Origin of the sequence: Bacillus cereus group sp. MG20 (genome assembly GCF_040459885.1) — a bacterium.
Lineage (GTDB): Bacteria > Bacillota > Bacilli > Bacillales > Bacillaceae_G > Bacillus_A > Bacillus_A cereus.
Genome location: NZ_JARVHF010000001.1, coordinates 2,820,001 through 2,843,507, shown reverse-complemented (window position 1 = coordinate 2,843,507; position 23,507 = coordinate 2,820,001). Strand labels below are relative to the sequence as shown.

The window sequence follows — 23,507 nt, the reverse complement described above, 5'->3', positions numbered from 1 at the left end:
ACATTTTATTGCAGAAATTTTTCATACTCATAATACTCAGGATAAGATGCGAGCGTTTCTTGACACGATTCACAAATTGTTTTTATATATATATTTCCATTCTCATGAAAATGAATCATCTCTACTACTTCTTGCTCTGTTAGTTGAAATAAAACGTCGCTATATACTTTTTCTGCGTTAATGGAGCCTACATTACCTCCGCAGTGTCTGCAATAATAATACCCTTCCATACTAGCCTCCTAAAAATTCAATTACTACTAGTATGGGTAAAACAAAAGAGAAATATTCCCAATCTCATTTTTAACTATTGAAAGTATTCATGATTTGGAGAAAAGGCTTATTTAGCCACTCTTCACATGCATCCGCTGCTTTTTCAATAGAATGGTTAACATCCGGAATCTCTTCAGATGTAAAGCGTCCTAATACATAATCGACTACCTTCATTCCATTTTTCGGGCGATCGATTCCCATACGGATACGTTGAAATTCTTGTGTTCCTAGGTGTGAAATCGTTGACTTTACACCATTATGTCCACCAGCACTACCTTTCATGCGAAGACGCAATTTACCTACAGGAATGTCTAAATCGTCGTACATAACAACGAAGTCCTCAACATCAATTTTATAATAATCCATGAGTGGACGAATACTTTCCCCAGATAAATTCATATATGTTAACGGCTTTAATAAGATTACCTTTTCTCCATTAACAAACCCTGCACCAAATACACCTTTAAATTTTTGTTCATTCAAAGAAATGTTCCAACGCTTCGCGAGTTCATCAATGGCCATAAATCCAATATTATGCCTTGTTAATTCATATTCTCTACCTGGGTTCCCAAGTCCTACTATCAATTTCATTCTTGTACCACTACTTTCTTTTTTCGATACGAAAAGACGTAACCAAAATTGGTTACGTCTCATTCTATCCAATTAATTGAATAATACACTCACAGATTCTTCTTCGTATACACGAATGATTGCTTCTCCAATTAATGGAGCAACTGAAAGTTCATGTACTTTGTCGATTTTCTTCTCTTCTGGTAATACGATAGAGTTCGTTACAACTAACTCTTTAATATTTGAATTTTGAATACGCTCAATTGCTGGGCCAGATAATACTGGGTGTGTACAGCAAGCATATACTTCAGAAGCACCGTTCTCAACAAGAGCGTTTGCTGCTAATGTAATTGTACCAGCTGTATCAATGATGTCATCAATTAAAATCGCTGTTTTGCCTTCAATATTACCGATAATGTTCATTACCTCTGATACGTTCGGGCGAGGACGACGCTTATCAATAATAGCGATTGGCGCTTTTAGACGATCTGCCATTTTTCTTGCACGAGTTACACCACCATGATCAGGAGACACGATTACGATATCTTTAAGACCTTTTGTTTCAAAGTAATCAGAAAGAATCGGTACACCCATTAAGTGGTCGATTGGGATATCAAAGAACCCTTGAATTTGTGGAGCATGTAAATCTAGAGTGATTACACGAGTTGCACCTGCTGTTTCAAGCAAGTTTGCTACAAGTTTCGATGTAATTGGTTCACGAGAACGCGCTTTACGGTCTTGACGCGCATAACCATAATAAGGAATAACAATATTAATTGTTTTCGCAGATGCACGTTTTAATGCATCGATCATAATAAGTAATTCCATGATATGTTCGTTTACTGGGAAGCTTGTAGATTGAATAATGAATACATCGCAACCACGGATACTTTCTTCAATGTTAATTTGAACTTCTCCATCACTAAAACGATCAACAGAACATTTTCCTAGTCCTACTCCAATATGCTTTGCAATCTGCTCAGCAAGTTCCTTATTAGAGTTTAAAGAGAATACTTTCAAATTAGAATTTAGATATTGAGTCGACATCTAGATTAACCCTCCACATTATGATTTTTTCTTATTCAGCAATTGATCAACATAGTCTTCTTTGTTAACTTGACGTGCACGTGCTACCGATAATGCTTTTGATGGAACATTCTCTGTAATTGTAGAGCCTGCTGCCACATAAGCACCATCTTCAACTGTTACTGGAGCAACAAGGTTTGAATTACATCCAATAAATACCCCATTACCAATCACAGTTTTGAATTTATTCTTACCGTCATAGTTCACCGTAATTGAACCACAACCAAGATTCACGTCTTCTCCAACTTGTGCATCCCCGATATAACTCAAGTGTGAAGCTTTACTTCTATTACCAAAGACAGTTTTTTTGATTTCCACGAAGTTTCCAACGCGTACTTCGTCTCCAATAACTGAATCTGGGCGAATGTGTGCAAATGGACCAACCGATACTTCTGTACCAAGTTTACTATCATGTACAGTAGATTGACGAATTGTCGTACGATCTCCAATTTCACTATCACGAATTACTGTATGCGGTCCAATTTCACAATCAGAACCAATTACAGTGTTCCCCTCAATAATTGTTCCTGGATGAAGAACTGTATCACTACCGATAATTGCATCAGCAGAAATATAAGTGTTACTTGGATCAATAATTGTAACACCATTTACCATGTTCTTTCGGTTGATACGGTTTTTCATAATAATTTCCGCTTGCGATAGAGCGACTCTGTCGTTAACACCTAACGTTTCATCGAACTGCTCTGTTTGATAAGCTGATACGATATGACCTTCATTTTTTAAAATCTCAATAACATCTGGAAGGTAATATTCACCTTGTACGTTATCATTTGAAACTTTAGAAAGTGAAGCAAATAAAGCCTTATTATCAAAACAATACGTACCTGTATTGATTTCTTTAATAGCTAATTCTTTCTCATTTGCATCTTTATGCTCAACAATCTTTTCAACATGACCATTCTCATTACGAACAATACGGCCATATCCAGCAGGTTCTTCTATGTACGCTGTTAGCACCGTCGCCATTGCTCCTGCTTCTTTATGTTGCTGAAGTAATGCTTCCATCGTTTCAGCAGTTATTAGCGGCGTATCCCCACAAATAACTAAAGTTGTTCCTTCTTCATTTGCAAGTACACTTGCAGCTTGATCTACAGCATGTGCTGTACCCAGTTGTTCTGCTTGTAATGCAAACTCACTTACGTTTCCTAGCTGTTCTTGTACCATTTCAGCACCATGCCCAACAACCGTTACAAGTTTCTGCAATCCTAATTGAGATACTTGATCGACTACGTGTTGTACCATAGGTTTTCCACATACAGGATGCAGCACTTTGTATAGCTTAGACTTCATACGTGTGCCTTTACCTGCAGCTAGAATCACTGCAAATCTGTTTGACATATAGACCCTCCATCGCAACCTATTTATCCATTAAAGATATTATCCTAAATCATCATATATTTCAAGAAACACATTTTAACTATTAAATTTTACCATAATTCTTATAAGATGTTTTACTCTTTAGTATCTTTTTTAAGAAATAAGCTATACTATTTAAAATGATTTTGAAAAAATTAGTAGTTTCTTCTTTTTATGTTAATGAATTATGAAATTTTCAAATATAAAGCAAAAAAAAAAAACAAACTCCTGTAAATGCTTACAGGAGTTTGCTACAAAATTATAAGGCTTTTCGTCAAAGCCCTTTTCATTCGAATTTTACGAAGCACCTGCTTCTTCAAACTCAACCTCTTCTAACTCGCCTAAACGATGATACTCTGTTAAAACCGCATCTTGAATTTTAGAGCGTGTACCAGAATTAATCGGATGTGCAATGTCACGGAACTCTCCATCTGGAGTACGTTTACTTGGCATTGCTACAAATAATCCATTATTACCATCAATTACACGAATATCATGAACAACAAATTCATGGTCCAAAGTAATAGAGGCAATTGCTCTCATGCGGCCTTCTGTGTTTACGCGGCGTAATCTTACGTCAGTCACTTCCATCTTGTGTTCACCACCCTTTTCTAAATAAGCGATATATTTGTATAAATTCCACAAATTTTCTATTTTCCCTTTAATTTTTTAAAAATTTTTAAGATAAAAATTTTTAATGTAGTTGAATATAGAGATTAGTGGAGGTTATCGCTTACAAAAGGTTACTTAACTAGGGCGATTACTTCAATTTCAACGGAAACATCTTTCGGTAATTTTGCTACTTGCACACAAGATCGAGCTGGTTTATGAGTAGAGAAATAAGAGCTATATACTTCATTCACAGCATTAAAATCATCCATGTCCTTTAAAAATACTGTTGTTTTTACGACTGTATCAAATGAAGCACCCGCTTCCTCTAATACCGCTTGTAAATTTTGAAATACTTGTTCTGTTTGTACTGTTACATCTCCTGTTACAAGCTCCCCATTTTCCGTTAATGGAATTTGTCCTGAGCTATAAAACATATTATTTACAATAATCCCTTGTGAGTAAGGTCCAATCGCTTGTGGTGCCTTGCTTGTTTGAACAACTTTCATACTTTTCACCCTTTTATTATTTATTTTACTCTTTAAAAATAGTGTACGAAAGGCAGTTTGTCCATCTATTTTATAATCTATAAATAAAATAAAAAAAGATAGAGCTATCTGCTCTACCTTTTATTCAGCCTCTACAAGCCCTTCATCAAATGGTGCAAGAGAATAATTCCCTTTTTCCACTTGAATCGTTTTTTCTTTCACATCAACTTCCGATAGACGAATTAATGATACAAAATTATTAATTAGTCGTTCTTCAATATCTGTGGATTCTACTAATACACCAATACCAACAACATTAGCCTTGAACTCTTCTAACATACTCATCATACCTTGAATCGTTCCACCAGCTTTCATGAAGTCATCAATAATTAAAACATTCGATCCTTCTGGAAGGCTGCGTTTTGCTAACGTCATTGTTTGAATTCGTTTAGAAGAACCCGACACATAGTTGATACTAACAGTCGGACCTTCTGTTACCTTATTATCTTTCCTTGCAATTACAACTGGTACATCTAAGTAATTTGCCACTGCATAAGCAAGTGGAATCCCTTTCGTTGCCACTGTCATAACCGCATCAATTGATTGCCTAGCAAAAACAGAAGCAAACAAACGACCTGCGCCATTAATATGGCGAGGATTACTTAATAAATCTGTCATGTATAAGTAACCGCCAGGCAAAATACGATCTGGATTTTCAAATAAGCCACAAAGCTCATCAATAATTAGATCTGCCTCTTCTTCACTTATATACGGTATATATTTCACTCCTCCTGCTGCTCCTGGTATCGTTTGCAATGTGCCGACCCCTTGTTGTTCAAACGTTTGCTTAATAATAACTAAATCCTCACTAATGGAAGACTTAGCCGATTGATACCTTTCAGCAAAAAAAGTGAGAGATACTAGCTGACGAGGGTTTTGTAGCAAGTAATAAGTCATATCGACTAATCTTGTACTTCTTCTAATTTTCATACTCTCACCTCAAATCACGAATATTCTAAACAAATCATAACGTATTATACGTCTTTATTCAAGCGTTTCTCGCTCTCCTAATAAACGTACCGCATAGACCTGTTCACAAAATCCTTTTAATCCGTTATAAATGCGATGCATTCGAGAATCATGGTGTACAAGTCCAAATACAGTTGGACCACTTCCACTCATCAATACAGCATCCGCTCCGAATCGCTTCATCTGTGATTTAATACGTGCAACTTCAGGATGCATTCCAAATGTTACATCTTCTAAAACGTTACCAACAGTATCACAAATCCCTTTATAATCTCCAGAATTTATGACATCAACCATTTTATCTACATTTGGATGTGTAACTCGATTTAACTTTAAATTTCCATACACATCAGCAGTAGATACACCTATATGTGGTTTCGCTAAAATAACCCAACAAGAAGGCGGAGTCTTTATATGCTCAATTTTCTCTCCTCTTCCAGTGGCAATTGCTGTGCCGCCGTATACACAGAAAGATACATCTGATCCAATTTCTGCGCCAAGCTCTGCTAACTCATCAATTGTAAGCCCTAAATTCCATAATTTATTAAGACCACGTAATGTCGCTGCTGCATCACTACTTCCACCTGCTAATCCAGCTGCTACTGGAATCGTTTTTTCAATAGTAATAGATACACCTTTTTTTACATTAAACTTCTCTTTTAATAATTTCGCTGCCTGATAAGCTAAATTTCGTTGGTCGTCTGGGACATACCGATTATGGGATAAAATTTCAATACGGTCTTCTGCTAATTCCGTTAGTTCTAGACGATCTGCTAAATCAATGGTTGTCATAATCATTTTCACTTCATGATATCCGTCTTGTCTTTTTCCCAGTACATCTAACGACAGATTAATCTTTGCTGGTGCTTTCACTAGTAGCTTCAATCTATTCACCCACTCTATGTACTCAATCTTTTATCGTTTATTTTACCATAAATTTATAGTAAGACGATGACACTTCCCTAATTATAACGAAAAGCATTCAGAATGAAACTACTTATGTAAAATGATGGCACCTTTTAGAGTACAAAAAGCCGAGGAATGTCTCCTCGGCTACCGTAGCATAGAAAGTATCTTACAACTACTGGTTTCGTTTCATTAATTGCTGTTCTGCAATTTCTATAGCACGTTTCACCATGTTACCAGCATCTTTCGCACGAATTCCGCCCCATCCTTCTTTCTGAACAACATCATAAAAGCCAAGCTCTTTTGCTAGCTCTTCTTTAAATTGGTTTGACATGACACCTCTTCGTCTACTCAATGCAGAGTCCCTCCTTATTTTGCTACGGTATAGTTAGTATGCAAAATAATATAGCTTTTCATTTATGGAAATATATGTAATGATATATGGATTATAAAATGACCTCATCATGAGGGTCTCCATAAAATGTTAACTCTACTGTCTCTGTTAAAACATCTGCATAACTATAAGATACACGTTGCAACGCATCTTCTTGTTGATCCAATTGTACAACAAAAACAGAACGGTATGTTTCTGCTAGTACACCTGATTGCTCCACAGTTTTTCTTCTTCCACTATTTGCTTTTAACATAAGTCGCTGTCCAAGATGGTGATCTAATTCGCTTTTAATTTCATCTAAACGTTTTGACATATACTTCGCTACACCTCGCTGTAATTTAGATTGAACACTTAAAACACGATATATCTATCCTAATTATTAACCTCGATTCACAGCTAATATCATCTTGCGTTTGAATAGATAGAAGAAATACTATATTGTAAAAGTATCATTACGTAGTCTGTACGTTCTTGTCTCTTTTTATCCAAATTCATTTAAATCCTTCCATACAAAAAAGCAAGATACATATGTACCCTGCTTACTCTTCGTAATGTTGAAAAGGTAATCCCGTTCGTAAAATCCCTCTCGTTTCAATTCCACCTAGTCCCTTTTCACCAGTAATTGTATTACGTACGACATCCCATACATTGACTCTCTCCATAAATGAAGTAAAACTAATTTTACCAACTACATATACAGGATCTAGTGCATGAATATTAATTCTAGATGGTGAACTAGCGAAATTGGCCCCTGCACGAATTAGTGCCTCAAAGTGCGATTGACATGCCCCAGCAAAAATAACAAGTTGATCCAATGATGGATATTTTTTTCGCACTTCTCGAACAGCCTGTACAAAATGCCTTGAATGCCTATATGCCGCTAAATCTCCCTTCACTCCTTTCGATTTTGTATATGCATCATGCCCCGTAATAACGAGAATGTCTGGGCGAAAGTGATCTATTAAGTCTACTACTTTTTCATGCATCTCCGTTTCTTTACAATGAATACCTTGTACAGGAACGCCAATTTTGTTATATAAGTCTAAGCACTTGCGCAAATATAAAGGGTCTCCATCTATATGCAATACACGTCCCGGCATTTGAAAATAATTCACCTCACTTGTGTATCCACCAGTTGAAGTATGTTCATGCCTTTGTTTCATTAACACATAATCTTGTTGAAACAAACGATACGTGCGCTCCATTGTTTCTTTCTCACGCTTCACCCTTTTTTTATGTTCTCGTTGATCTATACTAATTAAATCTTCAAGTGGCGCATCCGCCACCAGTCTAATTTCCTCTCCAAACAATATAGCTATCTCGCCTTTTATTTCTATAATACGAAAAAGAATATCCCTCTTATGAGAATATCGTTCCACTAATTCTCCAACATGTAAAGCCATTCTCCTACCTCCAAACTCATTAGGCCATCTTACCTGTTTTTAAAATATGAATTTAGAGGGAGAAAGGTGACAAAAGGGACAGTTCAAGTTGAACTGTCCCTTTCATATTCTTATGATAATTTATGAAGAACCAATGCATTACTTAATGTTGCAAACTCTTCAATAGATAGCGTTTCGCCTCTTCGCTTTGGATCAATTCCTACTTCTGTTAAAATTCGATCCAATAATTCCTTATCTTTCGGGAAACCATTTAAATTATTTGATAAATTATTCATCAAAGTTTTACGGCGCTGTGCGAAACTTGCTCGTACTACTTCAAAGAAGAATGTTTCATCTGTCACCTCTACAACCGGTTTCGGACGCTTTAGAAGGCGAATAATTGCAGAATCAACATTTGGCTGTGGTACAAACACTGTACGCGGTACAGTCATAACTGTTTCAACTTCTGTATAATACTGAATAGCAATCGATAAAGAACCATACTCTTTCGTTCCAGGTTTAGCAGCTAAACGATCTCCAACTTCTTTTTGCATCATAACAACAAATCCACGAACTGGTAACTTTTCTTCAAGCAATTTAAATAAAATTGGCGTTGTAATATAGTATGGCAAGTTAGCTACTACCATTACATCTTGCCCTTCTTCAAATTGCTCATTAAATACTTCATGTACATCCGCTTTTAGTACGTCTTTATTAATAACTGTAACGTTACCATATGGTGCTAACGTCTCATCTAAAATTGGTAATAGTCTTTGATCAATTTCAAAAGCCACTACTTTTTTAGCACGCTTCGCTAATTGCTCTGTTAATGCACCGATACCTGGTCCAATTTCAATTGCACCACTTTCTGAACCAATTTCTGCATGATCGACAATACGATTTAATACATTTGTATCAATTAAAAAGTTTTGTCCTAAACTTTTTTTGAATGAAAATCCATACTTTTCAACAATGTCTTTTGTACGATTTGGCGTTGCGATATCCTTCATTTTTTTTCCTCCTGTATTACTTGCTTATAAGCTTCTCCAAATGATTCCTTTGAAACTTGAAACATCTGTAATCGTTTATGTAACTGTTTTGCATTTGTATAACCAATCTTTAATAGCTTACCCATTCTTTCTCTGCGGCTCTTTGCCATTTCTCCGCCCACTAAGCCTGCATCGACTAAATCACTCCAACTAATTTCACTTGTATAAGCTTCCATTTCTTCATGTATATTCTCTAGAGCACGGCGAATCGACTCATTAGAAGCATGTTCGATCCCAACTCCCTTTTTCCTTTTAGCAAGCGCTTCTTCCTTCGGTAAAAAGGCATGCTTACAGCCGGGAACCTTGTCAGAAATAATTTTTCGAATACGCTCTCCAGGATAATCTGGATCTGTGAAAATAATAACGCCCCTTTTTTGCTGCGCTAATTTAACTTGCTCAATAACATGATCACCGATTGCTGAACCGTTCGTTTCAATTGTATCCGCATCAACAGCACGCTTAATCGCAACTGTATCATCTTTACCTTCTACAACGATAATCTCTTTTATTTTCATGCTTGCCTCCACACTCGTTTCGTCTCTACTTAGTAAAACAAAAAAATGACGACTTTTCCATTATTATTTTCCTCATTCTTATATTTTAAAAAACAGAATAGAAAAATCTTTGTTCTCTGTCCTTATTTTAACACTTCATCATTCACATTTATTTTCTTCATCACTTCTACTAGTGTTTTTTCAAAATAAAAAAGAACAGGTTTCCCCATTCTTTTTTTATTCAACACCAAATAAAACTTTTGCATTTTTGGTTGTCATTTCTGCAACTTCCTCATAAGAAACACCTTTTAAATTCGCAATTTCTTCTGCTACGAGTTTTACATAACTCGGTTCATTTCGTTTCCCTCGAAATGGATGCGGCGTTAGATATGGACAATCCGTCTCTATTAACAATTTCTCTAATGGAATCTCCGTAGCAACCTCTTTCGGCTTTTTAGCGTTTTTAAATGTAACTGGTCCGCCTAACGAAATTAGAAAGTTCATATCAACACATCGCTCTGCTACTTCTACGCTACCGCTAAAACAATGCATAATGCCTCCTACTTCAGCCGCATTCTCTTCTTCTAGAATATCAACAATATCTTGAGTTGCATCGCGATTATGTATAATAATCGGCAATTTCACTTTTTTCGCTAATGCAATTTGTTTACGAAATACTTCTTTCTGTATTTCTTTTGGAGACTTATCCCAATGATAATCTAAACCCATTTCTCCAAGTGCAACGACTTTAGGATGAGAAGCAAGTTCTTCTAACCAAGCTAAATGTTCTTCTGTCATGTCAATTGCATCAACTGGATGCCATCCAACCGCAGCGTAAATAAAATCATAAGCTTCAGCTAATTCCATCGCCTTTTTTATCGTTACTTCATCAAAACCAACAACAACTGTATAAGTAACTCCCGCTTCTTTCATTCGGGCAATAACTTCTTGCAAATCTTCTTCAAATTGCTCTGCATTCAAATGCGAATGTGTATCAAACAACATAATACATAACTCCTTTTATATTGAAATCAAGTTTATTCTACAAAAATAAGTTCTTTAATAACTTAACGATAACAATACTACAATCTTAATGCAAAAATAGAGAATGTAAAAAGAAAAAAGACGCTTCACACATGTTACACGTGAAACATCTCTTTTCTTGTCTTAATTACTTGATTTTTGTACCATTTGGTAGATTTTGGTCAATTGATGCTAATGACAATACGCCATTCTCTTCACCCGCTAAAATCATACCTTGCGATAATTCACCGCGTAATTTTACAGGTTTTAAGTTTGTTACACAAATAACCTTTTTACCTTTTAGGTCTTCTGGCGAATAGAATTTTGCAATTCCAGAAACAACTTGACGCTTTTCTGTGCCTAAGTCTAGTTGAATTTTTAACAACTTGTCTGCTTTTTTCACAGGTTCAGCAGATAGTACTTCAGCTACGCGTAATTCTACTTTAAAGAAATCATCAATTGTAATTTCTTCTGCCTTCGGCTCTTCTTCTTTTTTCTCTTCTACTTTAGGGGCAGAGCTTTTCATTTGTTCTTTAATGTACTCTACTTCCACTTCTATTTCTAAACGAGGGAAAATTGGGTTTCCTTTTTCTACTTTTGTTCCAGCTGGAATACAGCCAATTGTAGATAGACTTTCCCAAGATTTATGAGCCTCATCAGTAAGGCCAAGCTGAGCAAACATCTTGCTTGGTGCTACTGTTAAGAATGGCATAAGCATAATACCTGTTTGACGAAGTACTTCTGCTAAATGAGCCATTACGGAAGCTAACTTTTCACGATCATTCTCATCTTTTGCTAATACCCATGGTTGTGTTTCATCAATATATTTATTCGTACGACTAACCAATTGCCAAATAGATCCTAACGCTACAGAGAACTCCATATTCTCCATTGCTTCTTCTACTTTTTTCAAAGTATCTTGTGCAAACGCTACTAACGTTTCATCAAATTCTGTTACATTTGCTTTAAATGCAGGGATTTCTCCGTTAAAGTACTTATCAATCATAGCTACTGTACGATTTAATAAATTACCTAAGTCATTTGCTAAGTCGAAATTAATACGCTCCACAAATCCTTCTGGTGTAAATACGCCATCAGATCCAAATGGAACTTCACGAAGTAAGTAATAACGTAATGCATCCAGTCCATAACGATCGATTAATGTAACTGGATCTACTACGTTTCCTTTTGACTTACTCATCTTTCCATCCTTCATTAAAATCCAGCCATGAGCAAAGACTTTCTTTGGAAGAGGTAAATCTAATGCCATTAAAATTATCGGCCAATAAATTGTATGGAAACGAACGATTTCTTTCCCGACTAAATGCACATCTGCAGGCCAGAATTTTTTATATTTCTCTTCATTTGCTGTTCCATAACCTAACGCCGTAATATAGTTAGATAATGCGTCAACCCATACGTAAATAACGTGTTTTGGGTTACCAGGAACACGAACTCCCCAGTCAAATGAAGTACGAGAAACTGCTAAATCTTCTAATCCTGGTTTAATAAAATTATTAATCATTTCATTTTTACGAGACTCCGGCTGAATGAAATGTGGATTATCTTCATAGAACTTTAATAGTCTGTCGACATATTTACCCATTCTAAAGAAATAAGATTCTTCACGAACAAGTTCTACATCATGACCACTATCTGGGCTTTTTCCTCCAACTACTTTGTCACCTTCCATAATTGGATCTACTAATTGGTGCTCTGTATAGAACGTCTCATCTTGTACAGAATACCAACCTTCATATTCATCAAGATAAATGTCACCTTGATCTACTAATTGCTTAAAGATTTTTTCGACAACATCTTTATGACGATCTTCAGTTGTACGAATAAAATCATCATAAGAAATATCCATTTTCTCCCAAAGCTCTTTAATTCCTGCAACAATATTATCAACATATGCCTGTGGCGTAATATTTAACTCTTCTGCTTTCTTTTGGATCTTCTGTCCATGCTCATCAGTTCCTGTTAAATAATGCACATTATATCCTTGCATACGCTTATATCGTGCCATCGCATCTCCTGCTACTGTCGTATAAGCATGTCCAATGTGTAATTTTCCACTTGGATAATAAATTGGGGTAGTAATATAAAAGGACTTATTTTCCTCTGTCATTGTTTTGGACCTCCCGAATAACCTCATATGTATTTATAAACAGTATATCAAAAACTCATATATAAAGTGAAACTTTAATCAGTGGGGTTTTTCTTCATCCCCACTGATTATTAGCCCACATCAATCGGGCTTTTACGAGCAGCCCGAATCTCACTTATCTTCTTTAAGCCAACCTAATTTTGAATTCTGGGTCTTAATGCTCGATATCTTTATCATCTATTGCTCATATTTCAAAAAAATATACAATCTCCACTTGAAATTTGTTATTTTTTTCTGAAAATATTGTAAATAATTGTGGAATTTCCTCTCAATCTATTATATATAAGAAATAAGAAATCTATAAATCTTTTTAAAAAATATAGAATTTAAGAATTGACGGAAATGTAAATGATTGGTATCATATGTCCATAGGGTATTTTGTCGAAAAATGACGAATCTAAAAATAGACTCGAAACTTATAAACTATTTATTTAGGAGGAAAAAAATTATGAAATCTACTGGTATTGTTCGTAAAGTTGATGAATTAGGTCGTGTAGTAATTCCAATCGAATTACGCCGTACTTTAGGTATTGCAGAAAAGGACGCTCTTGAAATCTATGTTGATGACGAAAAAATCATCTTAAAGAAATATAAACCAAACATGACTTGCCAAGTAACTGGTGAAGTATCTGACGGTAACCTTTCTTTAGCTGAAGGTAAAATCATCTTAAGCAAAGAAGGCGCTGAGCAAATCTTAAACGAACTTCAAGATTATATCGAAACAGCAAAATAAGCTTCTCAATTATGAGAAGCTTATTTTTTATCGACATGATAGATTTGATATACATCTCTTTTCGACAAATCTCGATCTTTAGCGACTGTTTTAATCGCTTCTTTTGAATTCATACCTTTTTCATTTATATAGTGTTCAATATGATCATATACTGAAAGAGATTCCCACCATTGTTCTTCTGGAGCAGGTTCTTCTGTTGAACCAGCTACTAAAATACAAAACTCACCACGTACTTCATTTTGCTTCGTCCACTCAATTGCTTCTTGAATTGTCCCTCGAATAAATTCCTCAAATTTTTTCGTTAACTCTCGACACAATACAATCTCTCTATTTCCCAACACTTCCTGCATCGAAATTAAAGTATCATCTAAACGATGAGGCGCTTCATAAAACATCATTGTAGTTTGTACATAACGAAGCTTTTCTAACTCCATCTTCCGTTCCTTTTTGTTTCTCTGCAAGAAACCATAGAAATAAAACTGCTTTGTTTCAAGACCGGATGCAATTAATGCTGTAAGGGCTGCATTTGCTCCAGGAAGCGGAATTACATGATATTGCTCAGCTACCGCCTCAACAACAATATCGTAACCCGGATCAGAAATACACGGCATACCAGCGTCACTAACAAGTGCTACATTCTTTCCATCCTCTAACTTCTCTAATATTCTCTTTCCACTTACTTCTTTATTATGCTCATGATAACTCGTGACAGGTGTTTCAATTTCAAAATAATTACAAAGTTTTTTCGTTTGTCTCGTATCTTCAGCAGCAATTAAATCAACTTCTTTTAAAATTCGGATTGCACGAAATGTCATATCTTCTAAATTTCCAATAGGAGTTGGTACTAAATATAAAACTCCCTTTTCATTTTGTTGAAAGCTTTTTTGTTGCCACATAGCGTTCTCCTTTTTGCATATATGCCTCTTTTTGTTTTCTCGTTAATTGCTTAAAGTAATACTCCGCTTGCATAGCTGTACGCTTATCATCATGGGTCTCTACATATTTTAAAACGACAGGAAGCCTGACGCGTGTATACTTAGCTCCTTTGCCGCTATTATGAGTCTGTATTCGTTTTTCTATATGGTTTGTATATCCAGCATAATAACTTCCATCAGAGCACTCTACCACATAAAAAAAATGCTTATTCTTCTCCATATAAAATTGAACGTATCTCCTTTGTATATTCGTTATTGTTCTCATATACAACGAGAGGTGGTAAAATTTTTAAATCTGCATTTCCATCCTTAATTCCTTCAATTAACAATGTATTTGCTTCTTTTCCAACCTTAGGATAAACAAATCGCACACGCTTTGGTTCAATTTTATATTTACGCATTAATGTGACAATGTCGAGTAATCGCCCTGGACGATGTACAAACGCCACTTTCCCACCTTGTTTTACTAACTGACTACTTGCAGATACAACATCTTCTAATGTACACATAATTTCATGACGAGCTATCGCTAAATGTTCATTCATATTTTTCTCTGAAGTTTGAGGTGTTTGAAAATATGGTGGATTACATGTAACAACATCATATTGATGACGTCCGAGTTTCTCTGGCATATCTTTCAAATCTCCATGTATGAGGTGAATTCTTTCTTCCAGCCCATTATATTGAACACTTCTTACTCCCATATCATATAAGCGTTCTTGAATTTCCACACCAGTAATCTTTCCTTTTGTTCTTGTACTTAATAGAAGGGGGACAACTGCGTTACCTGTACACAAATCAAGTAAATTCCCCTTTTGAATTGGTACCCATGCAAAATCTGCCAGTAAAACAGCATCTAAAGAAAAATTAAATACTGATGGGCTTTGTATAATCTTCATGTCTTGCGCTAATAAGTAATCTAAACGTTCATCTTCATATAAATTCATATACTGCTCCTTTTCTTACCCTTAACCTACCCTATTTCATGTATAAAAAATTACCTTTCCAATTATAATTGGAAAGGTAATTTCACTTTTTATTTAAGAATGACAGACAGAACAAACAATCTCCCTCTTTACGTACACTTCCATAATGTAGATTGCAAATATGAAAACCTTCTTGATACAGTCTCGCTAAATTGTCATAGCCTTCACCAATATCTGTTTTCGGCTTCACTTCTTTACGCTTTTGAGTTTTTTGTTTTTCTTTATTCTGCACTTCTTCAAAACGGTGTCGCAAATTGTTATTTTCCATTTTTATATGCTGGTTTTCTTCCAACAACTCTGCAAGATGCTGTTTTAACTCTCCCAACTGTTTATATAAATGTCCAATTTGCTCTTCCATACTAGAAACCGATTCAAAAATATCTTTTTTCTCCACAAGCACCCACCTCATTAATCTGTGGTTTGACTCGAAACGACCCCTTTATTCACTAACTCATCTAACGTATATTCTACTATCCGTTCCTTGTCTACTAGTTCCACTTGAATTAATCTTTCTAAAATATTTAATCCGATCACACGGCCAGTACCATGCGGGGTTTGTATACGTTGATCTAAATCAGGAAGTTGTTCCTTTGCTGCCTCATATTCATCATTCTCATATTTTAAGCAACACATTAAGCGACCACATAAACCAGAGATTTTTGCAGGATTTAATGATAAATTTTGATCCTTTGCCATTTTAATGGATACAGGTTCAAAATCTCCTAAAAAAGTAGAACAACAAAGCATACGACCACATGGACCAATACCACCTAGCATCTTCGCTTCATCACGAACACCAATTTGTCTTAGTTCAATTCTTGTTCTAAAAATTGCCGCTAAGTCCTTCACTAGTTCGCGGAAATCAATCCGACCATCCGCAGTAAAATAGAAAATAATCTTATTACGATCGAATGTATACTCTACATCTACAAGTTTCATATCAAGATTATGCTCTACTACCTTTTGCTGACAGACTTGATATGCTTCTTTTGCAGCATGTTTGTTCTCTTCAACAATGGTACGATCATTTTCATTTGCAATACGAATAACCTTTTTTAGCGGTAATACAACGTCGTTTTCATCAACTTGCTTTTTGGTAATAACTACTTTTCCGTATTCAATACCTCTTACCGTTTCTACAATAACAAACTCATTTTCAGAGATATCGAACTGATTTGGATCAAAGTAATATACCTTTCCGGCCTTCTTAAAGCGAACACCTACTACATCATACAAAACGGTCATCCCTCCTGCAACCGCAACACTAACTGTTCGAACACAAGCTGCGCATTTACATTAGCGTTGATTCTATTTTTTGCCTCTAATATATTAAAGAGAGCTGATACAATGCGCTTCTGAGCATAGGAAAACGATTCAAACATCTCTTTCTGCTCATGAAAAACAAGACGATCTTCTTCTCCAAGTTGAACATATAGTAAATCCTTATAAATAAGGAGTAACATATCTAAACCTTGCTGTAATTGTTCTTTCTCTCCAAAGTGTTTTCCCCATTTTTCTTGTACAAAAAAAATAGAGGTTTTATCTTTTTCGAGCGCTTCACATAATTTTATCACTAAAGCTCGTGCTTGTGCAAACCATTCATCACTACATAAAGCTAAAGCTTCATCAAAACTATTTGTGAGTTGAGCAGCAAGTGTCGATAAAGATGCTGTAATACCTTCTTCCTGTAATCTTCTAATTAAAGATTCTGTAGGTAACGGTCTAAACGTAACAACTTGGCAACGAGATAAAATCGTATTTAAAATTTGATGACTTTGTTCAGTAAGTAAAATAGCGGTTGTATCACTACTTGGTTCTTCTAAAAATTTCAAAAGTGTATTTGCCGCATTTGCTGTCATACGATCTGCGTGCTCAATAATATATAATTTTTTATTTGCCTCTAATCCTGTTTTTGAAAACTCTTCTTGTAAATCATGAATTTGCTGCTTCTTAATAGATAATCCGTCTGGTTTTACAATATGTAAGTTAGGGTGGTTACCTGAATCAATTCGCTTACAATTTGTGCATACATGACAGGGCTCTACTCCATTCCGCTGAGAACAGAGGAAACTCTTTGCCATTTGAATTGCTGTCGCAAACTTTCCCGTACCTTTCCCTCCCTCTAACAAGTAAGCGTGGGATATACGCTCTTTTGCAATGCTATTCATCAACATTTTTACACCGATGGGTTGTATAGCAGAAAGCTGCTCCCACGTCTTCATCATAATGCATACCTCACTTATTTCATTCTTTCCTTCTATTATAACAATTTATCTTCTATAATCTGAACAACTTCTTCTATAAGTTTTTCCATCGGCTGATCAGCATTTACCAATACAATACGCTCCGAGAAACGTTCTACAACTTGTAAATACCCTTCGCGCACACGTTTATGGAAAGAGATATCTTCCATATCTAGTCGATTTACTTCACGTCCTGCATCTTTTTCAATCCGAGCCAAGCCAACCTCAGGCTCAATGTCTAGATAAATTGTTAAACTAGGCATACAGTCCTCTGTTGCGAAACGATTTATTTCAAATACCTTATCCATACCCAATCCTCTTGCATAGCCTTGATATGCTAAAGAGCTATCTATAAAACGATCACATAACACGAGATAGTTCTCATTAAGTGCTGGCATAACTTTTTCTACTAAGTGTTGTCTGCGCGCAGCAGCATAAAGAAGCGCTTCTGTACGTGCTTCCATCATCGTATATTCTTGTTTATGTAAAATCGTCCTAATGTCCTCAGAAATTGCAATACCACCTGGTTCCCTTGTCGCCATTACCTTTTGTGCTTTTTGTTCAAAATATGGCAATAAGCTTTTAATTAACGTTGTTTTACCTGAACCTTCTGGGCCTTCAATTGTTACAAATAATCCCTTCATCCTAAAACCTACTTTCTATATCATACACTTTCATATATTTCGTATTACCTTGAAAACGAGCTCCTGCTCTCTCTAAATACATAATTTGCTCTTTATGCTCTGAAGTAATTCTCTCTCCATACATAACCAATGGAATCCCAGGTGGATACGGAATCACCATTTCCGCCGCTATCATTCCAACAGCCTCTTCTATAGATACTATCTTTGTTCCATATCTTTCTAGTTGTTTATACGTATACGGCAAAGGAGAGAATTCACCTTTATAAGTATAACGAATAGATTCCCTCTTGTCTTTCACGTCATAATGTTGCAATGCTACTCGGATCATCTCTATAGCCTTCATATACCCCTCATTTGCTTGCAGGGGTAAAATAAATAGGACATTGTACGGATCAGCCATCTCTGTATATATACCGACCTTTTCAAATACGGACTGTAATTCGTACCCTGATAACTGACAACGAGTTTGTACGGTAACCTTTAACTCGTCTTGCAACGGATATTCTAAAATGGCGATTTGGGGAATAGAACGTAACCGTTCCTTAAATCTCCGTAAAAACTCAACAATTTCACCATGACCTTCTTCTTTTATACGCGCCATTGTAAAGCGTGCTATATCCAAGGAAGCCATAATTGGATACGATGGACTACTAGATTGTAGCATACTTAAATAAGTAGTAACCTTCTCTTCGTCTACTAAGTGACTATTTATATGTAAATAGGAACCCATTGTCATTGCGGGTAATGTCTTATGTGCAGAATGCACTACAATATCTGCACCATATGTTAACGCTGATTTCGGGAATGGTTCTCCTAAACAAAGATGTGCCCCATGTGCCTCATCTATCAAAACAGGGATTTCATGTGCATGTGCAAAAGCGATGCTTGCCTCTAAATCCATCCCCATACCATAATAATTAGGATGCGTTAGAATGAGTGCTTTCGCATTTGGATATTTTCCAATTGCTTTCTTAATAATTTCATTACGAACTCCCACTGGTACATTATAAGTTTCATCAATCCATGGATCTAAAAAAATGGGATTTGCTCCCGCTAGTTTTAAACCATTAATAATTGATTTATGACAATTTCTTTGTACAAGAACAATATCATGTTCCCCACAACAAGACAAAATCATCGCTAAGTTCCCGACTGTTGAACCATTAATTAAAAAATAACTTTTCTTTGTATCATACACTTCAGCCAATAATTGTTGTGCCTCATCTATACATTCAAACGGACTATGCAAATCATCTAGTCCTGCTAACTCAGTTACATCAATAGATAGAATATCTTTAAACTCTCTTATTGCCTTCTGAGGGAAGTTTAAACCATTCTTATGACCTGGGACATGAAAGGATAACGGCCCTCTTTCTTTAAACTCGATTAACGCCTCATATAAAGGCATATGATTTTGATTCATCTACATCTCTTCCTTATTATTCATTCTCCATCTATTATACAGAACAAAAAAAATAATAGGCATATGCCTATTTAAAAATATGATACTTCTAATTTTCGAAGTTGCTTTAAATAATGTATATATTTCGGATCATCTGTCTCTGTATTCACCATATCCTTTTCACATTCATAACATATTAAATTATTATAAACATATATACCTTCTTTTCTTTTTGTCTCACAAACAATACAAACTTCACTTTGTAATTTCATAACCTTCCCTCCCTATTTAAGTGAACCTATTTTATACTTCTAATCCTTAACAATTTCCAGAAAAATATACACCCATCTCTTATATAATATGATTAACTCTTGGGCAACGTGTTTGTATTACCATTACTTCTTTCCCATTCTTTTTAACAATACAAAAAAACACAAGTCAAAAGACTTGTGTTTTTAGTTGCTTGGCGACGTCCTACTCTCACAGGGACAAGGTCCCAACTACCATCGGCGCTAGAGAGCTTAACTTCCGTGTTCGGTATGGGAACGGGTGTGACCTCTCTGCCATCATCACCAAACTATGAAGGCATATTCCTTCAAAACTAGATAACATTTGCTACATATTATATGGTTAAGTCCTCGATCTATTAGTATTCGTCAGCTCCACATGTCACCATGCTTCCACCTCGAACCTATCAACCTGATCATCTTTCAGGGATCTTACTAGCTTACGCTATGGGAAATCTCATCTTGAGGGGGGCTTCATGCTTAGATGCTTTCAGCACTTATCCCTTCCGCACATAGCTACCCAGCTATGCCCTTGGCAGAACAACTGGTACACCAGCGGTGCGTCCATCCCGGTCCTCTCGTACTAAGGACAGCTCCTCTCAAATTTCCTACGCCCACGACGGATAGGGACCGAACTGTCTCACGACGTTCTGAACCCAGCTCGCGTACCGCTTTAATGGGCGAACAGCCCAACCCTTGGGACCGACTACAGCCCCAGGATGCGATGAGCCGACATCGAGGTGCCAAACCTCCCCGTCGATGTGGACTCTTGGGGGAGATAAGCCTGTTATCCCCGGGGTAGCTTTTATCCGTTGAGCGATGGCCCTTCCATGCGGAACCACCGGATCACTAAGCCCGACTTTCGTCCCTGCTCGACTTGTAGGTCTCGCAGTCAAGCTCCCTTATGCCTTTGCACTCTACGAATGATTTCCAACCATTCTGAGGGAACCTTTGGGCGCCTCCGTTACACTTTAGGAGGCGACCGCCCCAGTCAAACTGCCCACCTGACACTGTCTCCCGGGTCGATAAGACCCGTAGGTTAGAATTTCAATACAGTCAGGGCGGTATCCCACCAGCGCCTCCACCGAAGCTAGCGCTCCGGTTTCAATGGCTCCCGCCTATCCTGTACAAACTGTACCAAAATTCAATATCAGGCTACAGTAAAGCTCCACGGGGTCTTTCCGTCCTGTCGCGGGTAACCTGCATCTTCACAGGTACTATAATTTCACCGAGTCTCTGGTTGAGACAGTGCCCAAATCGTTACACCTTTCGTGCGGGTCGGAACTTACCCGACAAGGAATTTCGCTACCTTAGGACCGTTATAGTTACGGCCGCCGTTTACTGGGGCTTCAGTTCAGAGCTTCGCTTACGCTAACCCCTCTCCTTAACCTTCCAGCACCGGGCAGGTGTCACCCCCTATACTTCGCCTTACGGCTTCGCAGAGAGCTGTGTTTTTGCTAAACAGTCGCTTGGGCCTATTCACTGCGGCTTTCCGTTAAGAAAGCACCCCTTCTCCCGAAGTTACGGGGTCATTTTGCCGAGTTCCTTAACCAGAGTTCTCTCGCACACCTTAGGATTCTCTCCTCGCCTACCTGTGTCGGTTTGCGGTACAGGCACCTTTTATCTCGCTAGAAGCTTTTCTTGGCAGCGGGGAATCAAAGACTTCGCTCCATAAGGAGCTTCCCCATCACAGCTCAGCCTTCACGATAAGCGGATTTGCCTACTTATCAGCCTAACTGCTTGGACGTGCACAACCAATCGCACGCTTCTTCTATCCTTCTGCGTCCCTCCATTGCTCAAACGATAAAGAGGTGGTACAGGAATATCAACCTGTTGTCCATCGCCTACGCCTGTCGGCCTCGGCTTAGGTCCTGACTAACCCTGAGCGGACGAGCCTTCCTCAGGAAACCTTAGGCATTCGGTGGACGGGATTCTCACCCGTCTTTCGCTACTCATACCGGCATTCTCACTTCTAAGCGCTCCACCAGTCCTTCCGGTCTGACTTCACTGCACTTAGAACGCTCCCCTACCACTGATACCATTGGTATCAATTCGCAGCTTCGGTGGTGTATTTAGCCCCGGTACATTTTCGGCGCAGAGTCACTCGACTAGTGAGCTATTACGCACTCTTTAAATGGTGGCTGCTTCTAAGCCAACATCCTAGTTGTCTAAGCAACTCCACATCCTTTTCCACTTAATACACACTTTGGGACCTTAGCTGGCGATCTGGGCTGTTTCCCTCTTGACTACGGATCTTATCACTCGCAGTCTGACTCCTAAGGATAAGTCATTGGCATTCGGAGTTTGACTGAATTCGGTAATCCGATGAGGACCCCTAGTTCAATCAGTGCTCTACCTCCAAGACTCTTACACTTAAGGCTAGCCCTAAAGCTATTTCGGGGAGAACCAGCTATCTCCAGGTTCGATTGGAATTTCTCCGCTACCCACACCTCATCCCCGCACTTTTCAACGTGCGTGGGTTCGGGCCTCCATTCAGTGTTACCTGAACTTCACCCTGGACATGGGTAGATCACCTGGTTTCGGGTCTACGACCACGTACTAAACGCCCTATTCAGACTCGCTTTCGCTGCGGCTCCGCCTCTTCAGCTTAACCTTGCACGGGATCGTAACTCGCCGGTTCATTCTACAAAAGGCACGCCATCACCCATTAACGGGCTCTGACTATTTGTAGGCACACGGTTTCAGGATCTCTTTCACTCCCCTTCCGGGGTGCTTTTCACCTTTCCCTCACGGTACTGGTTCACTATCGATCACTAGGGAGTATTTAGCCTTGGGAGATGGTCCTCCCAGATTCCGACGGAATTTCACGTGTTCCGCCGTACTCAGGATACATTCAAGAGAGAACGAAGTTTCGACTACGGGGTTGTTACCCTCTACGACGGACCTTTCCAGGTCGCTTCGTCTACCTCGTTCCTTTGTAACTCCGTATAGAATGTCCTACAACCCCAAGAGGCAAGCCTCTTGGTTTGGGCTATGTTCCGTTTCGCTCGCCGCTACTCAGGAAATCGCATTTGCTTTCTCTTCCTCCAGGTACTTAGATGTTTCAGTTCCCTGGGTCTGTCTTCCATACCCTATGTATTCAGGTAAGGATACCATACCATTACGTATAGTGGGTTTCCCCATTCGGAAATCTTCGGATCAAAGCTTACTTACAGCTCCCCGAAGCATATCGGCGTTAGTCCCGTCCTTCATCGACTCCTAGTGTCAAGGCATCCACCGTGCGCCCTTTCTAACTTAACCAAACTAAAATTAAAAAATATGAGCTACACTGTTATCTAGTTTTCAAAGAACATACCATTTGCTATTTAAAATAGCTTTTTGGTGGAGCCTAGCGGGATCGAACCGCTGACCTCCTGCGTGCAAGGCAGGCGCTCTCCCAGCTGAGCTAAGGCCCCAAAATGTATGGTGG

The 23,507-nt window shown here is 37.7% G+C and carries 25 protein-coding genes, 2 tRNA genes and 2 rRNA genes (1 of these 29 running past the window's edge); 1 reads left to right on the top strand and 28 read right to left on the bottom strand.

Going from position 1 to position 23,507, the window contains the following annotated elements:
• Positions 1-5 precede the first annotated feature (5 nt).
• The 15 genes from QCI81_RS14575 to metG form a co-directional block, all read right to left on the bottom strand.
• The gene (locus tag QCI81_RS14575) at positions 6-230 is read right to left on the bottom strand and encodes an anti-sigma-F factor Fin family protein (protein ID WP_000399438.1); all 225 of its coding nucleotides are present in this window, start codon (positions 228-230) and stop codon (positions 6-8) included.
• A gap of 70 nt (positions 231-300) precedes the next feature.
• A complete protein-coding gene (pth, locus tag QCI81_RS14570) occupies positions 301-861 on the bottom strand; it encodes an aminoacyl-tRNA hydrolase (RefSeq protein WP_000767702.1) in 561 nt (186 codons plus the stop codon).
• Positions 862-933: 72 nt separating this feature from the next.
• Positions 934-1,887 carry a ribose-phosphate diphosphokinase gene (locus QCI81_RS14565; protein ID WP_000107420.1) on the bottom strand — a complete coding sequence of 318 codons (954 nt, stop codon included), beginning with the start codon at positions 1,885-1,887 and terminating at the stop codon, positions 934-936.
• An 18-nt stretch (positions 1,888-1,905) separates the two neighbouring features.
• The gene (gene glmU, locus QCI81_RS14560) at positions 1,906-3,285 is read right to left on the bottom strand and encodes a bifunctional UDP-N-acetylglucosamine diphosphorylase/glucosamine-1-phosphate N-acetyltransferase GlmU (RefSeq protein WP_000071039.1); all 1,380 of its coding nucleotides are present in this window, start codon (positions 3,283-3,285) and stop codon (positions 1,906-1,908) included.
• 315 nt (positions 3,286-3,600) lie between these two features.
• A complete protein-coding gene (gene spoVG, locus QCI81_RS14555) occupies positions 3,601-3,894 on the bottom strand; it encodes a septation regulator SpoVG (RefSeq protein WP_000454041.1) in 294 nt (97 codons plus the stop codon).
• A 152-nt stretch (positions 3,895-4,046) separates the two neighbouring features.
• The gene (locus QCI81_RS14550; RefSeq protein WP_000869823.1) at positions 4,047-4,421 is read right to left on the bottom strand and encodes a RidA family protein; all 375 of its coding nucleotides are present in this window, start codon (positions 4,419-4,421) and stop codon (positions 4,047-4,049) included.
• Positions 4,422-4,541: 120 nt separating this feature from the next.
• Positions 4,542-5,390, bottom strand: a complete 849-nt coding sequence (gene purR, locus QCI81_RS14545; protein ID WP_000702467.1) for a pur operon repressor — start codon at positions 5,388-5,390, stop codon at positions 4,542-4,544.
• A 54-nt stretch (positions 5,391-5,444) separates the two neighbouring features.
• Complete coding sequence (ispE, locus tag QCI81_RS14540) at positions 5,445-6,314, bottom strand: 4-(cytidine 5'-diphospho)-2-C-methyl-D-erythritol kinase (RefSeq protein ID WP_000772104.1); 870 nt, start codon at positions 6,312-6,314, stop codon at positions 5,445-5,447.
• A 196-nt stretch (positions 6,315-6,510) separates the two neighbouring features.
• Positions 6,511-6,690: an acid-soluble spore protein SspF gene (sspF, locus tag QCI81_RS14535; RefSeq protein ID WP_002094215.1), complete on the bottom strand. Its 180-nt coding sequence runs from the start codon at positions 6,688-6,690 to the stop codon at positions 6,511-6,513.
• Positions 6,691-6,781: 91 nt separating this feature from the next.
• Positions 6,782-7,042 (bottom strand): biofilm formation stimulator Veg, encoded by a 261-nt coding sequence (gene veg, locus QCI81_RS14530; RefSeq protein WP_000044346.1) that lies wholly within the window; start codon positions 7,040-7,042, stop codon positions 6,782-6,784.
• 226 nt (positions 7,043-7,268) lie between these two features.
• Positions 7,269-8,132, bottom strand: a complete 864-nt coding sequence (yabG, locus tag QCI81_RS14525; protein WP_001173734.1) for a sporulation peptidase YabG — start codon at positions 8,130-8,132, stop codon at positions 7,269-7,271.
• A 110-nt stretch (positions 8,133-8,242) separates the two neighbouring features.
• Complete coding sequence (gene rsmA / locus QCI81_RS14520; protein WP_000651548.1) at positions 8,243-9,121, bottom strand: 16S rRNA (adenine(1518)-N(6)/adenine(1519)-N(6))-dimethyltransferase RsmA; 879 nt, start codon at positions 9,119-9,121, stop codon at positions 8,243-8,245.
• Positions 9,118-9,675: a ribonuclease M5 gene (gene rnmV / locus QCI81_RS14515; protein ID WP_000692837.1), complete on the bottom strand. Its 558-nt coding sequence runs from the start codon at positions 9,673-9,675 to the stop codon at positions 9,118-9,120. The genes rsmA and rnmV overlap by 4 nt, the downstream gene beginning before the upstream one ends.
• A gap of 216 nt (positions 9,676-9,891) precedes the next feature.
• Entirely contained in the window at positions 9,892-10,659 is a 768-nt protein-coding gene (locus tag QCI81_RS14510) for a TatD family hydrolase (protein WP_071731619.1), read from the bottom strand.
• 166 nt (positions 10,660-10,825) lie between these two features.
• On the bottom strand, positions 10,826-12,808 hold the full coding sequence (metG, locus tag QCI81_RS14505; protein WP_000134131.1) for a methionine--tRNA ligase: 1,983 nt from the start codon (positions 12,806-12,808) through the stop codon (positions 10,826-10,828).
• 487 nt (positions 12,809-13,295) lie between these two features.
• Between metG and QCI81_RS14500 the strand changes: the two genes are divergently transcribed.
• On the top strand, positions 13,296-13,580 hold the full coding sequence (locus QCI81_RS14500) for a transition state genes transcriptional regulator AbrB (protein WP_000843036.1): 285 nt from the start codon (positions 13,296-13,298) through the stop codon (positions 13,578-13,580).
• 20 nt (positions 13,581-13,600) lie between these two features.
• Here QCI81_RS14500 and rsmI read toward each other — a convergent pair whose 3' ends face one another.
• The 13 genes from rsmI to QCI81_RS14435 all read right to left on the bottom strand — a co-directional run.
• Positions 13,601-14,476, bottom strand: coding sequence for a 16S rRNA (cytidine(1402)-2'-O)-methyltransferase (gene rsmI / locus QCI81_RS14495; RefSeq protein ID WP_000267824.1), 876 nt, complete (start codon positions 14,474-14,476; stop codon positions 13,601-13,603).
• Positions 14,445-14,735, bottom strand: coding sequence for a GIY-YIG nuclease family protein (locus tag QCI81_RS14490; RefSeq protein WP_000414350.1), 291 nt, complete (start codon positions 14,733-14,735; stop codon positions 14,445-14,447). The genes rsmI and QCI81_RS14490 overlap by 32 nt, the downstream gene beginning before the upstream one ends.
• A complete protein-coding gene (locus QCI81_RS14485; RefSeq protein ID WP_001055355.1) occupies positions 14,722-15,462 on the bottom strand; it encodes a tRNA1(Val) (adenine(37)-N6)-methyltransferase in 741 nt (246 codons plus the stop codon). The genes QCI81_RS14490 and QCI81_RS14485 overlap by 14 nt, the downstream gene beginning before the upstream one ends.
• An 82-nt stretch (positions 15,463-15,544) precedes the next feature.
• Complete coding sequence (yabA, locus tag QCI81_RS14480) at positions 15,545-15,895, bottom strand: DNA replication initiation control protein YabA (protein WP_000412063.1); 351 nt, start codon at positions 15,893-15,895, stop codon at positions 15,545-15,547.
• A gap of 14 nt (positions 15,896-15,909) precedes the next feature.
• Positions 15,910-16,737, bottom strand: coding sequence for a PSP1 domain-containing protein (locus QCI81_RS14475; RefSeq protein ID WP_000272429.1), 828 nt, complete (start codon positions 16,735-16,737; stop codon positions 15,910-15,912).
• 5 nt (positions 16,738-16,742) lie between these two features.
• The gene (gene holB, locus QCI81_RS14470) at positions 16,743-17,726 is read right to left on the bottom strand and encodes a DNA polymerase III subunit delta' (RefSeq protein ID WP_000978578.1); all 984 of its coding nucleotides are present in this window, start codon (positions 17,724-17,726) and stop codon (positions 16,743-16,745) included.
• Between the two features lie 35 nt (positions 17,727-17,761).
• On the bottom strand, positions 17,762-18,388 hold the full coding sequence (tmk, locus tag QCI81_RS14465) for a dTMP kinase (protein WP_000677220.1): 627 nt from the start codon (positions 18,386-18,388) through the stop codon (positions 17,762-17,764).
• A 1-nt stretch (position 18,389) separates the two neighbouring features.
• Complete coding sequence (locus QCI81_RS14460; RefSeq protein ID WP_071731618.1) at positions 18,390-19,811, bottom strand: aminotransferase class I/II-fold pyridoxal phosphate-dependent enzyme; 1,422 nt, start codon at positions 19,809-19,811, stop codon at positions 18,390-18,392.
• A 71-nt stretch (positions 19,812-19,882) separates the two neighbouring features.
• On the bottom strand, positions 19,883-20,062 hold the full coding sequence (locus QCI81_RS14455; RefSeq protein WP_000776279.1) for a sigma factor G inhibitor Gin: 180 nt from the start codon (positions 20,060-20,062) through the stop codon (positions 19,883-19,885).
• Between the two features lie 189 nt (positions 20,063-20,251).
• Positions 20,252-20,367 (bottom strand): 5S ribosomal RNA (gene rrf / locus QCI81_RS14450).
• Between the two features lie 49 nt (positions 20,368-20,416).
• Positions 20,417-23,338, bottom strand: a 23S ribosomal RNA gene (locus QCI81_RS14445).
• Positions 23,339-23,417: 79 nt separating this feature from the next.
• Positions 23,418-23,493 (bottom strand) — tRNA-Ala (locus tag QCI81_RS14440).
• An 8-nt stretch (positions 23,494-23,501) separates the two neighbouring features.
• Positions 23,502-23,507: transfer RNA gene (locus QCI81_RS14435), tRNA-Ile, on the bottom strand; it runs 71 nt beyond the window's last position.